At 39.1% G+C, this 16,313-nt stretch carries 17 protein-coding genes and 2 pseudogenes; 17 read left to right on the plus strand and 2 right to left on the minus strand.

Annotated features, from left to right (window positions below):
• Positions 1–292 precede the first annotated feature (292 nt).
• From BM126_RS06190 to BM126_RS06260, 15 genes and pseudogenes are all read left to right on the plus strand, one after another.
• Positions 293–892 carry a DUF8042 domain-containing protein gene (locus BM126_RS06190; protein ID WP_090988700.1) on the plus strand — a complete coding sequence of 200 codons (600 nt, stop codon included), beginning with the start codon at positions 293–295 and terminating at the stop codon, positions 890–892.
• Positions 882–2,756 (plus strand): motility associated factor glycosyltransferase family protein, encoded by a 1,875-nt coding sequence (locus BM126_RS06195; protein WP_177201331.1) that lies wholly within the window; start codon positions 882–884, stop codon positions 2,754–2,756. The genes BM126_RS06190 and BM126_RS06195 overlap by 11 nt, the downstream gene beginning before the upstream one ends.
• A 9-nt stretch (positions 2,757–2,765) precedes the next feature.
• A pseudogene (locus tag BM126_RS06200) lies at positions 2,766–3,138 on the plus strand (polysaccharide biosynthesis protein); the annotation flags it as partial.
• A gap of 211 nt (positions 3,139–3,349) precedes the next feature.
• Positions 3,350–4,403 (plus strand): annotated as a pseudogene (gene pseI, locus BM126_RS06205) (pseudaminic acid synthase).
• A gap of 261 nt (positions 4,404–4,664) precedes the next feature.
• Positions 4,665–5,030 carry a flagellar protein FlaG gene (gene flaG, locus BM126_RS06210; protein ID WP_090988702.1) on the plus strand — a complete coding sequence of 122 codons (366 nt, stop codon included), beginning with the start codon at positions 4,665–4,667 and terminating at the stop codon, positions 5,028–5,030.
• 13 nt (positions 5,031–5,043) lie between these two features.
• Complete coding sequence (locus BM126_RS06215) at positions 5,044–6,537, plus strand: flagellar hook-associated protein 2 (protein ID WP_256212994.1); 1,494 nt, start codon at positions 5,044–5,046, stop codon at positions 6,535–6,537.
• A 23-nt stretch (positions 6,538–6,560) separates the two neighbouring features.
• Positions 6,561–6,962 (plus strand): flagellar export chaperone FliS, encoded by a 402-nt coding sequence (gene fliS, locus BM126_RS06220; protein WP_090988703.1) that lies wholly within the window; start codon positions 6,561–6,563, stop codon positions 6,960–6,962.
• Positions 6,962–7,309: a flagellar protein FliT gene (locus tag BM126_RS06225; RefSeq protein WP_090988704.1), complete on the plus strand. Its 348-nt coding sequence runs from the start codon at positions 6,962–6,964 to the stop codon at positions 7,307–7,309. Before fliS ends, BM126_RS06225 begins: the two co-directional genes overlap by 1 nt.
• Positions 7,310–7,470: 161 nt before the next feature.
• A complete protein-coding gene (gene hpf, locus BM126_RS06230) occupies positions 7,471–8,034 on the plus strand; it encodes a ribosome hibernation-promoting factor, HPF/YfiA family (RefSeq protein WP_071351766.1) in 564 nt (187 codons plus the stop codon).
• A 496-nt stretch (positions 8,035–8,530) separates the two neighbouring features.
• Complete coding sequence (locus BM126_RS06235; protein WP_141770031.1) at positions 8,531–9,589, plus strand: hypothetical protein; 1,059 nt, start codon at positions 8,531–8,533, stop codon at positions 9,587–9,589.
• A gap of 20 nt (positions 9,590–9,609) precedes the next feature.
• On the plus strand, positions 9,610–10,161 hold the full coding sequence (locus tag BM126_RS06240; protein ID WP_177201332.1) for a signal peptidase I: 552 nt from the start codon (positions 9,610–9,612) through the stop codon (positions 10,159–10,161).
• A 37-nt stretch (positions 10,162–10,198) separates the two neighbouring features.
• Positions 10,199–10,714: a TasA family protein gene (locus BM126_RS06245; RefSeq protein WP_090988707.1), complete on the plus strand. Its 516-nt coding sequence runs from the start codon at positions 10,199–10,201 to the stop codon at positions 10,712–10,714.
• A gap of 337 nt (positions 10,715–11,051) precedes the next feature.
• Entirely contained in the window at positions 11,052–12,662 is a 1,611-nt protein-coding gene (locus BM126_RS06250) for a gamma-glutamyltransferase family protein (protein WP_090988708.1), read from the plus strand.
• A 45-nt stretch (positions 12,663–12,707) separates the two neighbouring features.
• Positions 12,708–13,280 (plus strand): chromate transporter, encoded by a 573-nt coding sequence (locus tag BM126_RS06255; protein WP_090988709.1) that lies wholly within the window; start codon positions 12,708–12,710, stop codon positions 13,278–13,280.
• Positions 13,277–13,807, plus strand: a complete 531-nt coding sequence (locus BM126_RS06260; protein WP_090988710.1) for a chromate transporter — start codon at positions 13,277–13,279, stop codon at positions 13,805–13,807. Before BM126_RS06255 ends, BM126_RS06260 begins: the two co-directional genes overlap by 4 nt.
• A 38-nt stretch (positions 13,808–13,845) precedes the next feature.
• Here BM126_RS06260 and BM126_RS06265 read toward each other — a convergent pair whose 3' ends face one another.
• Both BM126_RS06265 and BM126_RS06270 read right to left on the minus strand, forming a co-directional pair.
• Positions 13,846–14,418, minus strand: a complete 573-nt coding sequence (locus BM126_RS06265; protein WP_177201333.1) for a class D sortase — start codon at positions 14,416–14,418, stop codon at positions 13,846–13,848.
• A complete protein-coding gene (locus BM126_RS06270; RefSeq protein WP_090988711.1) occupies positions 14,415–14,741 on the minus strand; it encodes a helix-turn-helix domain-containing protein in 327 nt (108 codons plus the stop codon). Before BM126_RS06270 ends, BM126_RS06265 begins: the two co-directional genes overlap by 4 nt.
• A 306-nt stretch (positions 14,742–15,047) precedes the next feature.
• Here BM126_RS06270 and sipW point away from each other — a divergent pair, with 306 nt between their 5' ends.
• Entirely contained in the window at positions 15,048–15,620 is a 573-nt protein-coding gene (sipW, locus tag BM126_RS06275) for a signal peptidase I SipW (RefSeq protein ID WP_090988712.1), read from the plus strand.
• A 77-nt stretch (positions 15,621–15,697) separates the two neighbouring features.
• The gene (locus BM126_RS06280) at positions 15,698–16,312 is read left to right on the plus strand and encodes a TasA family protein (protein ID WP_090988713.1); all 615 of its coding nucleotides are present in this window, start codon (positions 15,698–15,700) and stop codon (positions 16,310–16,312) included.
• The last annotated feature ends 1 nt before the right edge of the window (position 16,313 follow it).

The following is a 16,313-nucleotide window of genomic DNA, read 5'->3' on the forward strand; positions in this document are numbered from 1 at the left end:
ACTCATTAGATTCCTAATCGAACAATTCAAATTAAAGTAATTAACTTAATTAACTTAATTAACTTGTTACAGTGAACCCTTATTTAATTGCATTTGTTACAAAAGAACAAAACAGTTTTACTTCCTCAAGATATAATTGGTATTGGTAGTTATCAGTGTGGAATAAATTACCTAAATGTCTTGTTGTGAATAAGATGAAAAATTAAAAAAGAAAACCGATATATTAAATGAATAAAATATATAAATAATGAGAAATTAATTCTTTGATAAAGAATCAATGGAGGAATTTTTAGTGGAGTTACAATTTCAAGATAAAAAAGTATATTATGATAAAGTACCCTCTGTGGAAAATGTTTTAGAAAAGATTTATCTTTGGCTGGGGAAATCATATTATAGTCATATAGTTGCCGATGGAATAGAAATATATGAGGAATTAAACCAATTCCTTGAGAAAAGTATTAGTAGAGTACAAAAAATAGAGGTAATTGGCAGGACAGAAGAAGAGTATATTTTCGATTTTTTAGTAAGTACAAATAATTATTTAAAAGGTGCAATCCCAGAAATTTCTAATTTAACGAATGGGTTTTACAGTAATCCAAATATGCAAACCTGGGAACAATTTAATAACCTGCTGGAGGGAATACAATGGATTGACCAAGTATTCGATAGTATCAGCAAATTGGAAAGTAAGCCAATAAATTGGAATAGCTACTTGGAAATTAGTGATATTATTAGTGGGGAAGTAAAAAATTTAGCAAAGGCAATTGAAGTTGCCGACTACATTTTAATAGCGGATACTCTTCAATATGAATTATTGCCAGGTTTTGAATTACTTCAAAAGAAAATTAATATGACAATAGATGTAAAAGGAAATGTTTGTAATGCTAATTGAAAATCGTAATTATTTGAGATTACACCATCGTATGCTTCTTGAACAAATAAATAATAATATTGAAGAAGGAAAAGAAGTTATTATTGAACCATCAAAAAATGGAAGTCCAACTATGAAAATTTGTTTGAATAATAATAACCATAATTATATTCATAGCCGCTACAACCCTGAAAATGAAGCGATCAAAATGATAGATCAGTTAGAGGGGCTCGATGAATATAATCATATTATTTTTGTAGGCACAGGACTTGGCTATCATATTAAGGAATTTTCAAAAAGATATCCAAATATTTCAATTTCAATATTTGAACCTAATTTAGAGGTGCTGCATAATTTTTTAGCATTTCAAAGTTTGAGTGATTTTACAAAAGGTCAAATAAAGAGCTTCATAACTTCACAAAATAATGACGCTATACGTCTGGAGTTACAGAAAATAACTAATAAAAAAGATGAAAAAATTTTTGTCTATACATTGCCATCTCTTTCTAAACAGTATAGTAATGAAGAAAAGATAATTTTGAATACTTTAAAGGAATTACTTAAAGGTAAAAAAAGTAACTTGGCAACTAATGTTTCATTTCAAAAACGCTGGACCATCAATTCTATTAAAAATTTTCCTGTGGTTATAAAAACGCCAAATATTTTACAAGATATCGATAAAACAGTCTTTAAAGATAAACCTGCTATTATAGTTGCAGCTGGGCCATCTCTAAATGAAGAAATAGAAAACCTGAGATATATAAAAGAAAATGGTTTGGCATATATATTCTCAGTGGGTTCCGCTATAAACGCGTTAATTGAAAATGGTATTTACCCAGATGCTGCCTGTACATATGACCCACAGGGCCATAACTACAAAGTTATACAAATTTTAAAAGATAGAGGCATAAAAAATATTCCTCTTATTTTTGGAAGCAGTGTTGGATTTGAAACACTAGACGGATATCCTGGAAATATGCTTCATATGATTATGAATCAGGATTCAATTTCTCAAATATTCTTTAAGGATTATAAAGAAATGGATATTGTTTTAGATGCGCCTTCTATTGCAGTAGTGATGTTTCAAGTATTATGCAAGCTAGAGTGTAATCCCATTATTTTAGCAGGACAGAATCTTAGCTTTCAACACAATAAGCGATATGCAAATGGTATCAAATATGATTTTATTTCAACGGAACTATCTGAAGAACAACAGAAAAAATTAATAACAATTAAGGATGTTAATGGTAATAGTGTTTATACAGATGACGGATATAATAGTATGCGTAGAGAATTGGAAATGTATATAGGGTTCTTTCACAAGATTGATGTTATCAATACAACTAAAGGTGGGGCAAATATTCAAGGGGCGTCCTTTAAAACTCTTCAAGAGGTGATTTCCACCAAATTGACACAAAAAAATACTATTGATAAAGAGTGGTATAAAGGGAATTCTAAATATAATCTCGATTATATTAATATAAAGAATCAACAACTTAAGGAAACGGCCGGTTTATTTGAGAAGCAAATGAAGATGGTTGCTAGTGACTTATTAGAGATTAATAGTTATCTTCAAAAGAAACAACTAAAAAATATGGAAAGAAAATTCAACAAGTTTGATAAATCATTTAATGAATTTTGGAATAATGAATTTTATAATTCATTTATTGCCCCGATATTTAGAGTTCATACGAAACGATTAGAAGAGGAAATTCAAACAATCAAATTTGAAGGTAATTTAGAGAAAAAAGGTCTATCTGTGGTTGAGTTATTTAGTAATTTTTTAAATGAATGCCAAGCGATATATCAATTTGTGCTTCCTTTCTTTGAGGAGCTTAATAAATCTATAAACGATCATTGTTTAGAAAATAGCATAAAAATGTGAGGTTTAATTATGATAATAGGAAAAACAATATTAATAACAAGCGGAACAGGATCTTTTGGACGTAAATTTATAAAAAAGGTGTTAGAGCAAGATGTGAAAAAGTAATGGTGCGCAAAATATTATAGTGGCAGCAATTGATCGGGGAGTTGAAAAGGTAATTGCGCTAAGTACTGATAAAGCAGCTAGTCCAATAAATCTCTACGGCGCTACTAACCTTGCATCAGATAAGCTCTTTGTAGCAGCAAACTCCTATGTAGGTGAAAGAAATACGAAATTCTCTGTTGTACGATACGGAAATGTAGTTGGAAGCCGAGGCAGTGTGGTGCCATTTTTCAAAATTAGAGAAACAGGGTACCTTCCTGTAACAGATGAAACACTGTCCACATCATATCAAAAATTAATCAGAGAAATAGAATGTCTTTTCAAAAAGGTTTGGCCGGATATCCGTGTTTAAAAAAATAGACGAGTTATCCAGAATGGAAAAGGTAGTTATCATAATTCAAAGGATAAAGAAAGATATATGCATTTATTACAAACAGGGTGGGACACACCCGTTATTCATTTAATCGGGGCAACGAAATGGGGAAAATGAAATGAAAGATATTAAAGTAGGTGAAATGATAATTGGCGCTTCACATCGTCCATTTATTATTGCTGAAATGTCAGGAAATCACAACCAGTCATTAGAACGTGCGCTTGATATTGTCGACGCTGCTGCAAAAGCGGGAGCCCATGGCCTGAAAATTTAAACCTATACAGCAGACACGATGACGTTAAATGTTGAAAATCAAGATTTTGTAATAAGTGATGAAGAGAGTTTGTGGAAAGGTAATTCTTTATATCAATTTATATCAGCAAGCTTATACTCCGTGGGAGTGGCATAAACCAATATTTGACCGAGCCCGTGGACATGGAATGGTACCATTCAGTACCCCATTCGATAAAACTGCAGTGGGCTTTTTGGAAGAGTTGGATGTTCCACTTTATAAAATTGCTTCATTTGAAAACACCGATATTCCGTTAATAAAAAAGGTAGCTAGTACTGGGAAACCGATGATTGTTTCTACGGGAATGGCAACAGTTGCAGAACTGGATGAACTTGTACGAACAGTAAGAGAATCAGGTTGTAGTGAATTGATATTATTAAAATGCACAAGTACTTATCCAGCATCACCTGAGAATACAAATATTTTAACGATTCCACATATGCGTAAATTATTTGACGTACAAGTGGGGTTATCGGATCATACAATGGGTACTGGCGTTGCAGTGGCAAGTGTTGCATTAGGAGCAACGGTTATTGAAAAACATTTCACTCTCTCACGTTCAGATGGGGGTGTGGATTCTGCGTTTTCGATGGAACCTGGAGAAATGAAATCCCTTGTGTTAGATTCTGAAAGAGCATGGCAGTCATTAGGGAAGGTGACATATGGTCCTACAGAAAAAGAAAAAGCTTCTCTGAAGTTCAGGCGTTCGATTTATGTAGCGAAAGATATTAAGGCAGGAGAAATGTTTACTGAAGGTAATATTAAAGTAATTCGTCCAGGATATGGGCTAGCTCCTAGGTATTATGAGCAAGCGTTAAAAACTGTAGCAAAGAAGGATCTTAAGGCAGGTGAGCCACTTTCTTTTGATAAATTATTTTAATTAAATAATTTATCAAAAGAAAAGGGTAAGTCTGCAATTCAAATAAGAACGTGAAAACGACTATATATGCTAGTCGTTTTAATTTTGTGATTTAACATCATAGTTAAATCACAAAATTATACTAAGCTTTTTAAATGAAAAATAAAAAAAATGTATATTCATATGTTGATGATTCCTTTTTGATATTCAGTCTAAAATTCACAAGAAATAGGCCGATATATAAAGTATTGTTATCTAAATTGTTTATTTGGAGGAAAAAGGATGCTTGATCGTCTTTCGGTAAATAACCTATCCTCTCACCTAAGAAATACTAACGCAGAAGGAATCTCAAATAATAATCAAAAGGAAAATGACGCTGTTGTCAGTCCTGAAATAAATCAGGATCAGGCCGATAGTCCAGTTAAGAAGGAAAAGGTTGAAGAAGTAGTAGATAGTTTGAATCAGTTTCTCGAGCCTACACATACTTCGTTAAAGTTTAAACTTCATGAAAAACTGAATGAATATTATGTGACTGTTATAGACGATAAAACGCAAGAAACAATCCGCGAAATTCCTTCTAAGAAGCTGCTCGATTTTTATGCGGCGATGACGGGTTTCGTTGGGATTATGGTAGATAAAAAGATATAGGCGGTGAAGGTTTTTGGTACGTATAAGCGGGTTGGCGAGCGGGATGGATATTGATTCGATGGTAAAGCAGCTTATGACTGCTGAGCGTATGCCTCTTGATAAATTAAATCAAAAGAAACAGACCATGGAATGGCAGCGCGATGATTACCGGGATATGAATAGTACTCTATTGGATTTGGATACAACCATTTTTAATGGAGTAGGAAAACAATCATCGTTCATTAAAAAGAATGTAACGATTTCCGATTCTAATATGATTTCTGTAAGGAATGTTAATTCTACCAGTGACTTTTCTGGAAGGATAGAAGTGAAGGAGCTGGCGTCACCTGCCTCTATCACCAGCAAAACTGCAACAAACGTCACAGATTCTACAGCAAAGCTTACAGTCTTAGCAGGCAAAACCATTACCGTCCAAGCAATTACAAAAGACGGTACATTAGAAGATAAGCCTTTTTCATATACGATTAAAGCAGATGATACATTAGACAGTGTTATTTCACAAATTAATTCAAACTCAGGTGTAACAGCCTTTTTTGACCAAAATACGAAACAAGTTTCTTTTACTGCAAAAAATACGGGACAAACTTCTGGCGGCAAGGAAATTATTTTTACCGGAGATGAATTTTTTAAAAATACATTAAACGTTGATCTTGATAATGCAACTAGTACTTTGGGGAATTCAGTACAAGGAAAAAATGCTACCATTGTTTATAATGGGCTGCAAACCACCCGCTCCTCCAACACCTTCCAAATCAATGGTGTGGAAATTACATTGAAGCAAAAAACAGCTGTGAATACCCCGGTGACTTTCTCATCGGCACCGGACACAGATGCAATCCTTGATACGATTACAAAGTTTGTCACCAAATATAATGACACAATCAAAAAGATTAAAGACAAAACAGATGAGCCCAAGTACCGGGATTATTTGCCACTGACCCAGGAGCAAAGGACGTCTATGAAGGATGATGAAATCAAGCTTTGGGAAGATAAGGCGAAGAGCGGTACCTTGAGAAATAATTCTGTGCTGAGCAGTTCTCTTACGAAGATGCGGTCTTCACTTTATACTAGTGTGCCTGGTACTCAAACATTCAGCCAGCTAAGTGCGATCGGCATTACAACTACAAGCAATTATTTAGACGGCGGCAAGCTCACCATTGATGAAGATAAGCTTCGTGCTGCGATAGCGAAAGACCCTAATGCTATTTATAATTTGTTCAATAAAGACGGTGCCACCTCTGCGGATAAGGGCCTTGCCCGCCGCTTAAGAGATGATATCAAAGGGACAATGACCGATATTGAAAGCAAAGCAGGAAAAACATCTTCGGTTAATAATACTTTTACAATCGGCAAGCTCTTAAACTCAATCGGCACTCAAATTACAAGCTTTCAAGATAAGCTGACTAGTACGGAAACCCGCTATTATAATCAATTCAATGCCATGGAACAAGCCATTCAAAAGGCTAACTCACAAAGCGGCTATTTAACACAAATGTTAAGCAAATGATTTTTCTAAAGGAAGTGTAAATGATGGCTCTTGGTAATCCTTATCAGGCGTATCAGCAGAACTCGGTAACAACGGCATCACCTGGAGATTTAACTCTTATGCTTTATAACGGCTGTCTGAAATTTATCACATTAGCCAAAAAAGCAATCGAGGAAAATAATATTCAGGAGAAAAATACGAATTTAATCAAAGCGCAAAAAATCATTCAGGAACTAATGGTCACTCTCAATATGGACGTTGATGTATCCAAGGATTTGATGTCTCTATATGATTACTTGAACCGCCGTTTGATTGAGGCTAATCTAAAAAGTGATTTAGCCATCCTCCAGGAAGTGGAAGGCTTTGTGACAGATTTCCGCAATACGTGGAAGGAAGTTGTTCAGCTTAACCGCCAAAAACAATTTACTCAAAACGGACAAGCCTAATGGAGGCATTGTTTGCATATCACACTCTTTCACTTAAATTAATTGGTCTGTTAGAAGAGGCTCCAGCACACGAGCGGGATGAAAAAATTGCCGGGATACAGGAGCTGCTGAATCAGCGGGATGAAGTGATGAAGCATATTTCTCCGCCGTTCTCTTCTGCTGACCAAGAACTGGGAAGAAAGCTGAAGGTGCTTGATGCCAGGGTGATTCAGCTGCTGAATGAGCAAAAAGCAATTATTCAGAAAGACCTCAAGCAGCTTAGCGCTAAAAAAGAATCTTCCCGTAAATATGTGAACCCCTATCAATCTCTTGCAACAGACGGGATGTTCTACGATAAAAGAAAATAATCTTTCAAACCGCTTTAGACAAGCGGTTTTTATTTTTGGGTTCCTTTAGCAATTACGGCAAAAATTCGACAATTTTTTATTATGCGTTTGTGAAGGAATTGTAAAGGGTATTGAAGAATATAACAATTATAGCTTTATTTTTTTGAAGGAGGACTCGTTTTATGAATTATAACGTTCGCGGTGAAAACATTGAGGTAACTCCAGCAATTAGAGAGTACATTGAAAAGAAAGTCGGGAAATTGGAGAGATATTTTAATGACGCTCCGAATTCCAATGTTCTTGTGAACTTAAAGGTGAACAATACCAATTCCTCAAAGGTGGAAGTGACCATCCCAATGCCGAATCTGGTATTGCGGGCAGAGGAAGAAAATCCCGATATGTATGCAGCTATTGATTTGATCAATGATAAACTTGAACGTCAAATTCGTAAACATAAAACGAAAGTGAACCGCAAATTCCGCGGTCCAGGCGGTGCGACACAGGAAATGTTCGCTACTACTCTGGAGGAAGCGGAAGCAGTCCCTGCTGTTGAAGAAGATGAAAGCGATCTTGAAGTTGTCCGCAACAAGCGCTTTGATTTAAAGCCAATGGACAGCGAGGAAGCAATTCTTCAGATGAATATGCTCGGTCATAATTTCTTCGTTTATACAAACGCAGAAACAAATACAACCAATGTGGTGTACCGCCGCAAAGATGGCCGCTACGGACTGATTGAGCCAAGCTGATAAATAAAAATAAGATACCAGAAGCCCTGCACACTGCTGCAGGGCTTCTTTATGTTTGTTGTTATGTACCTGGAATCTGAGTACCGTTTGGCTTGAATCTCTGGGAATCTGGCTCGAATGGGACTTGATTTCGCTCGAATGGAAGAGGATTTGGCTCTAATCAAGGCGTAATTGAATCGATTATCCATTTAAATGGAAATTTTTAAGGCAGTTTCGTTTAGAAAATGTAAATAAACATACTTTTTTTGAGTTAGAGATTCTAAACAGGGGAAAAAGTGGCCATTTTCGTATTCTTCTCCGCTCATTATTTCAATTTCGCACATATAAAATTCACAATAAAGAACAAAAAGAAATAATAAATAAATATATCTGAGGAATTTTCTCTTTTAAAACTGGTTTGTTTGTAATATACTCAACATATAATATATTCTTTATAAAGAACGAAAATAGTGCGATATTAAGAATGAATGGCGGTGGAATATTGGTTCTATCCCGAGTGAAGACGCATCAGAAACTGAGGAATAAGAAGAAAAAGCGGTACAGGGTTTATGCAGGCACGGTTTTGCTGGCGGCGATGATTCCCTATATGTCTGTCCCGACATATGCTTTGCTGACAGATCAAGTCCAGGAAACGGGACAGGGAGTGCAGGCTGCTTTTGTTTTTCCGGTATCAATCAAGGAACTGGCGGAAAAGGCCGCGGAGCTTAAGGAGAAAATGGATACATACGCTGCAGAGGCAGAGAGCACTGCCGGAACGATTTCATCCTCGGAGACGGCAGAAGGAGCAAACTCTCTTGTTGATTCAGTAGCTGCCAAGAACACAGCAGCAGAGAAAACCAAAAAAGAGCTGGAAAAAGTGGTAAAGCAGCTGCAGGATTATTATGACCGGGCTCAAAAGGAAAAGGATGAAAGCAAGGCGATATTTGATCAAGTAAAAAGCAGTGATCGTCTGACAGGAGAAATTCTTAAACAGGTTCAGTCGTTACTTGGTGACGCTGCTTCCCGGAAAAATTACGGTGATGAATCTGTTGCAGTGGATTCAGATTTGCTTGAGAAAATCGGAAATAAAGTGAAATTCTATGATCGTGTTTACAACTATGTAGAATCAGGCTTCAAAAAGGCAGATAAAGAAAACACGGATGCCGAGGAAACACTTGCACGCATGGATTCGATATTATCGAGTGCACAAGCTGCCGCAGCTGGTGTAGAGGAACGGATTAAGGAAGAAGAAAGAAAGAAAAAAGAAGAGGAAGAAGTAAAAAAACAGGCTGAAGAAGCGAAGAAGCAAGAAGAAGCCAAGCAAAAAGAAGAAAATCCTCCAAAAGGAGAGAAAATTGACAAGCCTGAGAGCGGCGGCAATGGGCAAGGAGCTAAACAGGGAAATGACAATGGCGGGCAGGATGCATTAAAAGGACCGGCTGGAAGCGGTGATACCAGCAAAGGAAATCCTGATCCAGGAAAAGAAGATGATTCTGCAAAAGGAACCTCAGAAACTTCTCCTGCGCAGCCAGGAAATGATGATTCAGCGGCTGGCACTGATAATAGTGCTCCTTAAAAGCAGCAGGGAGTGGAATCGTGAAAAAAATAATCGGAAACACATTGACTGTTTTATTAGCAGGGGTACTGATTGTCCTTGGGTATACAGCTGTTTCTTCAAAAATTACAGGCAAGGCCCCGAGCTTATTCGGATACGAAATGCTCACCGTTCTTTCAGGTTCCATGGAGCCTGTATTAAAGACGGGATCTGTGATTGCTGTAAAGTCGCTTGAGAATACAGAAGCGCTTAAAGTGAAGGATGTAATTACCTATCGTGCTGTGGATCAGCCGGATATGCTCATTACCCATCGAATTAAAAGGATCATCTCTGAAAATGGCAAAAGAGTTTTTATCACTAAAGGGGACAGCAACAATATAGAGGATACCATTCCTGTTCCTGAAGATCATGTTCTGTTTCAGTACAAAGGGCTGATGATTCCCTACGTTGGAGAAGCGTTGGCTTTTTCAAAAACGAAAACAGGGATTTTATTTTTATTAATCATACCGGGAATATTCATATTTTTGTGGCAGTTCCTGAAAATATGGAATGATGATCATGCAAGCGGTAAACGGAAAGAGCAGATTTCCTGATTAGGAGTTTACTACTGCGGAAGAAAGGAAGAATGCTATGGGAAAGAAATCGAAGGCGGGATTATCCATCGGGGCCATTATGCTTGCAGCCGCATTGACGGGGGGCGGGACATTTGCCTTTTTCTCGGACTCTGTCACGCAGTCCGGCAGCACATTCACTGCTGGCGTAGTGAAAATTGAGGATGTTTCAGAAACAAAGGGCTTTTCTTCATCACAGTATATTTCCGCTCTTGCACCTGGAGATACTGATACCAACACGGTTACGGTCAAAAACACCGGAAATCTTGATGTTTGGGTCAGAATTAATGAAGTGGCTTCGAATGCTACTAAAACAGGCGCACTTTTCGGCGGTGAAACACCTGTTGTGATTACCTATGACAGCGGCGCAAAGAAGCTTGCCCCTAATGAAACGGCCACTTTCAAAGTGACCTATGAATTCCCTTTAAAAGCAGATAAAACCTATCAAGAAGCACAAGGAAAATTTGATGTGGTGTTTGACGCTGTCCAGTCGCGGAATAACGATGAAGGAAACGGACCTAAAACTTGGAATTGAATGGATCTATAATATTAGGCTCAGTTGCCTGGTGATTTCCGATCCAGACGCAAGACCGCAGGGGCGTTCGCCGAGCCTCCTCGTCGCTATTGCTCCTGCGGGGTCTCGCCTGTAACGCTAATCCCCCAGGAGTCAAGCGTCTTCCGCTCCAATCAACAAGGTGTATAGCAACTATGTTCTTTCACTAAACTAAATTCCTTTTTCTCAAAAAACTGCAGACCTATCTCTGTAGTTTTTTTAATTTTTAAAATTTTTAGCCTTTTTCTGTGGATTTATTTTACACTTGAGGTAAAGTAGTGTTGTGAACAATTAATTATATTTGAATAGAGGTGCCAGCATGAATTTCGATTATCATCATCACCCATATCCATCTCAAAGGTCAACAGTCATGGCCCGCAATGGCATGGTAGCGACATCGCAGCCGCTTGCAGCACAGGCTGGACTTGATATTTTGAAAAAGGGAGGCAATGCGATTGATGCAGCGATTGCAGCAGCCGCCGCTTTAACGGTTGTAGAGCCGACTTCAAACGGAATTGGCGGGGATGCTTTTGCCCTTGTATGGACAAAAGGGAAGCTGCACGGCCTGAATGCGAGCGGACCGGCCCCAGCTTCCATATCCATAGAGGATATTAAAAAGAGAGGCTTCGATAAAATCCCTGTTCATGGATGGATTCCTGTTACGGTTCCTGGTGCACCCTCGGCATGGGCAGAGCTTTCAAAGAAGTTCGGAAAGCTGTCATTAAAAGAGGTGCTTCAGCCTGCTATCGAGTATGCTGAAAAAGGCTATCCGCTTTCACCGATTTTGGGCAAGTACTGGGAATATGCATATAGAAGATTTCAGCAGACATTAAAAGACGATGAATTTCAGCATTGGTTTGAAACATTCGCACCGGATGGCAGGGCGCCTAAAGTCGGCGAAATCTGGCATTCAGAAGGACATGCTGCTACATTAAGGTCGATTGCCGAAAGCGATGGGGAAAGCTTTTACCGGGGAGAAATTGCTGAGAAAATTGCCGATTTTTCAAAGAAATATAATGGATATTTATCGAAAGAGGATTTGGCATCATTCCAGGCGGAATGGGTCGAGCCGATCTCTGTCAATTACAGGGGATACGATGTGTGGGAAATCCCCCCGAATGGACAGGGTCTTGTTGCGCTGATGGGCTTGAATATTGCAAAAGGATTTGAGTTTAACGAGAAGGATACAGCAGATTCCTATCATAAACAAATAGAAGCAATGAAGCTTGCTTTTACAGATGGCAAGGCATACATAACAGATCCGGCAGATATGGCAGCTGCAGTCGAGGAGCTCCTGTCCGGCCATTACGGGGAATCAAGGAGAAGCGAAATCGGCGATTCAGCCATTGAACCAGAGCCTTATCAGCCGGCTAAAGGTGGGACCGTTTACCTGGCAGCAGCGGATGGAGAGGGAAATATGGTGTCCTTCATTCAAAGCAATTATATGGGATTTGGTTCTGGGCTTGTTGTGCCGGGAACGGGGATTGGCCTGCAAAACAGGGGGCATGATTTTTCCTTGAATCCGGATGATGCGAATGTGCTGAAACCTGGTAAAAGAACCTATCATACTATCATTCCCGGATTTCTGACAAAGGATAATGAGGCGGTTGGGCCATTCGGTGTGATGGGAGGTTATATGCAGCCGCAGGGCCATATGCAGGTTATCATGAACACGGTTGATTTTCATTTGAATCCGCAAGCGGCACTTGATGCACCGAGATGGCAGTGGATTTCCGGGAAAAAGGTTCAGGTAGAGCCGCATTTTCCTAATTATATCGCCCAGGCCCTCAGCCGAAAAGGGCATCAAATTGAAGTGGCACTTGATACGGGCGGTTTTGGCAGGGGCCAGATCATTTGGCGCGATTCCAAAACAGGTGTCCTGATGGGAGGAACGGAGCCGCGTACAGACGGAAGCATTGCCGCATGGTAAAATGGAAATATGTTAGATTTTAGAGAGGAACTGCGGTGAATCAACATGAAACAAACGGATATTTTTATGGCTTTTTTCAGAGTGGGCATGCTAGGCTTTGGCGGCGGCCCATCAGCCATTCCTCTTGTACAGAAGGAAGTTGTGGGAAAGTATAAATGGATGGATCAGGATGAGTTCGGGGACGTGCTTGCTTTGGCCAATGCGCTGCCAGGGCCGATTGCGACCAAGCTTGCGGGATATATCGGCTACCGTGTCGGAGGCTTTTGGGGCATGCTCAACGGTGTTGCGGCAGCGATTGTGCCGACCATTCTTCTCATGGTTTTACTTCTGAATGTGTTAAATACATTCAGGGATCAGCCATGGGTAGGGGGGATGACAAAAGCGGTTGTCCCTGTGGTTGCCGTCATGCTCCTTACAATGACCTGGGATTTTATCAAGAAATCAAAGAACTCAAATCTTGGCTGGCTCTGGACCATCATTCTCGCCCTCATTAGCCTGGTGCTGATGCAGGTGCTGCATGTACATCCTGCGATTATTATTTTCGTGCTGCTGCTCGGGGCGCTTCTGAAAAAAGATGCACCTTCTGATAAAAAGCAAAAGGGGAGCACAACACCATGATATATTTTAAGATTTTCTGGGCCTTTTTTGTCCCGGGCATTCTTGGATACGGAGGAGGGCCTGCTTCCATTCCGCTTGTCGAAAAAGAAGTAGTTGACCATTATCATTGGCTGTCAGTGAATGAATTCAGTGAGGTGCTGGCACTGGGAAACGCATTGCCTGGACCGATTGCGACTAAACTAGCGGGTTATATCGGGTACCAGCAGGGCGGAATCCTGGGTGCGGTTGTCGGGGAACTCGCTTCAGTAGGCCCATCGCTTCTTCTCATGGTGGCCCTTCTCAGCCTGATTATGAAGTATAAAGAATCGCCGAAGGTAAAAAGAATGACCATGAGTGTACGTCCTGTCATAGCCGTGCTGCTTGGAGTTATGACATACGACTTCTTTTTTTCTTCGTACAAAGATTCAGGGCTTCTGCAGACTGCTGCAATTGCGGCCATCAGCTACGTGCTAATGGAAAAACTGAAGGTCCATCCAGCATATGTTATTGCAGGAGCGCTGATATACGGCGGACTTGCACTATCCTAAAAAATCTCCAGTTACGGATGTGCCGTAATTGGAGATTTTTATTTTGGCTTTGCTTCAATCACATAACGTTTCGGGGCATGGCCGATATAGGAAAAGGGATAGCAGGTGCTTAACGTAAGAATTTCTTCAGGGTCCGTGCTGCGAATGACCATAGTATCATCTTTATCCACAATGTACGTTCGGTAAATGATATAGGTATAGCTTTTATTATTTAACTGGACAGTCAGTTCATCAGATTTCCTGAGGGTTCCAATCCTTCTGAAAACAGTATCTCTGTGTCCGGAGAGGACAATTTGGCTGTGCCCTCCTGGAAGTGAGGTCGAAGAAACATGGCCAACACCTTTTTCCAAGTCGTTTTCATCTGCTCCTTCCACGATTGGCAGCTCCTTATTCAAAAGAGGAATTTGCAGAATTCCGATAACCTCTCCATTTTTTGCGTGCGGCTTTGCTGCAGACTTTATTTCTGTCTGCTGGATGTGCTGCTGAGCGATCATTGACTTTGCTTGTGCCAAGCTTTGTTTTTGTTCTTTGTGCTGGATATTAATTTTATAAAGAGAGAAGCAGAGGCAAAGCATTCCGAGTACCATGATGATAATCCCTGTCTGTTTCATTCCGTTTTTGAACTCCTTTTGAATTTTATAAATTCAATCCAGGAGCTGAGTTCCTCCTTGCTTGCCCCCGAGGAAATGGCTTCCTGCAATAATGCCGCCCATTCAGGATCAAGCTCTTCCTGTTCCTTGGATTCTCCCATTAAATCCTCAACAGTTGTCTCCAGAATATCTGCAATTTGAGATAAGATTTTTATGGAAGGGTTTTTCTGGATCCCCCTTTCAATATAGCTCAAATAAGATTTTGAGATTCCTATCTCATTAGCCAGCCGATTGAGTGAGTAACCTTTCTCCTTCCGAAATTTCTTTATTTTTTCACCAATCATATCGACTCTCCTTATGAAATATTCTTCATATTTATTTTACACTATTAAGAACATAATGTTCTTAAAAAAATACAAGATAATGAGTAAATGGAAGAATATTCTTAAAAAAGAACGAAAATAGTTCTTTTTGCGGAACAAATGGACGATTTCAGGATTTTAAAGATTCCTACCTTTGTACTATACTTCAAATATAAGTTCTATAAAAAGAACGAAAATACCGAAATATACAAAATATTATTCTTTTTAAAGAACTAGTTCTTTAAAAAGAACATATTACTCATCAATAAAAATAGGCAGGTGTTTATTTTGAAAAAAATGATTAAGTTCATGAGTAATGCATTAACTTCTGTGCTCGCGGCTTTATTGATTTTGATGGCCTTTTTCGTGGTTTCGTCCAAAGCTTCAGGCGGCACTCCGCAGGCCTTTGGATATCAGCTGAAATCTGTACTTTCCGGCTCCATGGAACCGACATTCCTGACCGGCTCAGTGATTGCTGTTAAGCCCCTGAAAGAAGATGAAAAAACACAGCTCAAAAAGGGCGATATCATTACCTTCCAGGCAGGCCAGGATAAAACCATCACACATAGGATCCAAAAGGTCATGAAATATGGAGCAGATGTTTCTTATCAGACAAAAGGCGATAACAACGATGCTGCTGATCTGGAACCCGTGCTTTCTGCCAATGTAGTAGATAAATATAACGGATTCACAATTCCTTATGCGGGATATTTCATAAATTACGCTTCATCGAAAACAGGTTCAGCTCTGCTGATGATCATTCCAGGCTTGCTGCTTCTGGCTTATGCAGCAGTTTCCATCTTAAAAGCCCTTAAGGAAATTGACCCTAAGAAGAACGGGGACAAAACAAAAACAGCTTAAAATGGTTGCATTTCCTGCAGTAATGCAGGAATCAATATAAAATTACATACCCAATAGGGTCAGGGAGGAAGAAAGAAATGAGTCTTAAGAAAAAATTAGGTTTAGGAATGGGTGCAGCTGCACTAGGTTTGACTTTAGTCGGCGGAGGAACATTTGCCTTCTTCAGTGACTCTGAAACAACAAATAATACATTTGCAGCAGGAACTTTAGATTTAAATGTTGATCCTGATGTCATCATCAACGTGAACAACATTAAACCGGGAGACTGGATGAACCGTACATTTAAACTGCAAAATAATGGTTCTTTAGATATTTCAAAAGTGTTGTTAACAACCACTTATGACGTTGTAGATCCACAAAAAAATAATGCAGATGATTTTGGTAAGCATATTAGAGTTAATTTTCTGAAAAATGAAGATAAATCTAGCGTACTTGGATCAAGCAATGTAATTGCGAGCAAAACTCTTTACGAATTGAAAAACATGACTCCTGATCAAGTGAAAAATGTAAGTCCAACATTCTTTGGATGGCAGCTTGGAGAGAAGAGCGGACTCAAAGCCCATACTCAGGATAACTTATATGTACAATTTGAATTTGTCGATAACAACGCAGACCAAAATCAGTTCCAAGGAGATTCTATAAATCTTCACTGGAAATTTGATGCTCAGCAAACTGCTGGTGAATCAAAATAAT

Source organism: Bacillus sp. OV322 (genome assembly GCF_900112495.1).
Lineage (GTDB): Bacteria > Bacillota > Bacilli > Bacillales > DSM-1321 > Peribacillus.

Bases quoted from the DNA above. Each gene is read 5' to 3' on its own strand.
- fliS (WP_090988703.1), top strand. From the start codon at position 6,561: ATGGCTCTTGGTAATCCTTATCAGGCGTATCAGCAGAACTCGGTAACA.
- BM126_RS06280 (WP_090988713.1), top strand. From the start codon at position 15,698: ATGAGTCTTAAGAAAAAATTAGGTTTAGGAATGGGTGCAGCTGCACTA.
- BM126_RS06270 (WP_090988711.1), bottom strand. From the start codon at position 14,741: ATGATTGGTGAAAAAATAAAGAAATTTCGGAAGGAGAAAGGTTACTCA.
- BM126_RS06225 (WP_090988704.1), top strand. From the start codon at position 6,962: ATGGAGGCATTGTTTGCATATCACACTCTTTCACTTAAATTAATTGGT.
- hpf (WP_071351766.1), top strand. From the start codon at position 7,471: ATGAATTATAACGTTCGCGGTGAAAACATTGAGGTAACTCCAGCAATT.
- BM126_RS06250 (WP_090988708.1), top strand. From the start codon at position 11,052: ATGAATTTCGATTATCATCATCACCCATATCCATCTCAAAGGTCAACA.
- BM126_RS06245 (WP_090988707.1), top strand. From the start codon at position 10,199: ATGGGAAAGAAATCGAAGGCGGGATTATCCATCGGGGCCATTATGCTT.
- flaG (WP_090988702.1), top strand. From the start codon at position 4,665: ATGCTTGATCGTCTTTCGGTAAATAACCTATCCTCTCACCTAAGAAAT.
- BM126_RS06265 (WP_177201333.1), bottom strand. From the start codon at position 14,418: ATGAAACAGACAGGGATTATCATCATGGTACTCGGAATGCTTTGCCTC.
- BM126_RS06195 (WP_177201331.1), top strand. From the start codon at position 882: ATGCTAATTGAAAATCGTAATTATTTGAGATTACACCATCGTATGCTT.
- BM126_RS06255 (WP_090988709.1), top strand. From the start codon at position 12,708: ATGAAACAAACGGATATTTTTATGGCTTTTTTCAGAGTGGGCATGCTA.
- BM126_RS06260 (WP_090988710.1), top strand. From the start codon at position 13,277: ATGATATATTTTAAGATTTTCTGGGCCTTTTTTGTCCCGGGCATTCTT.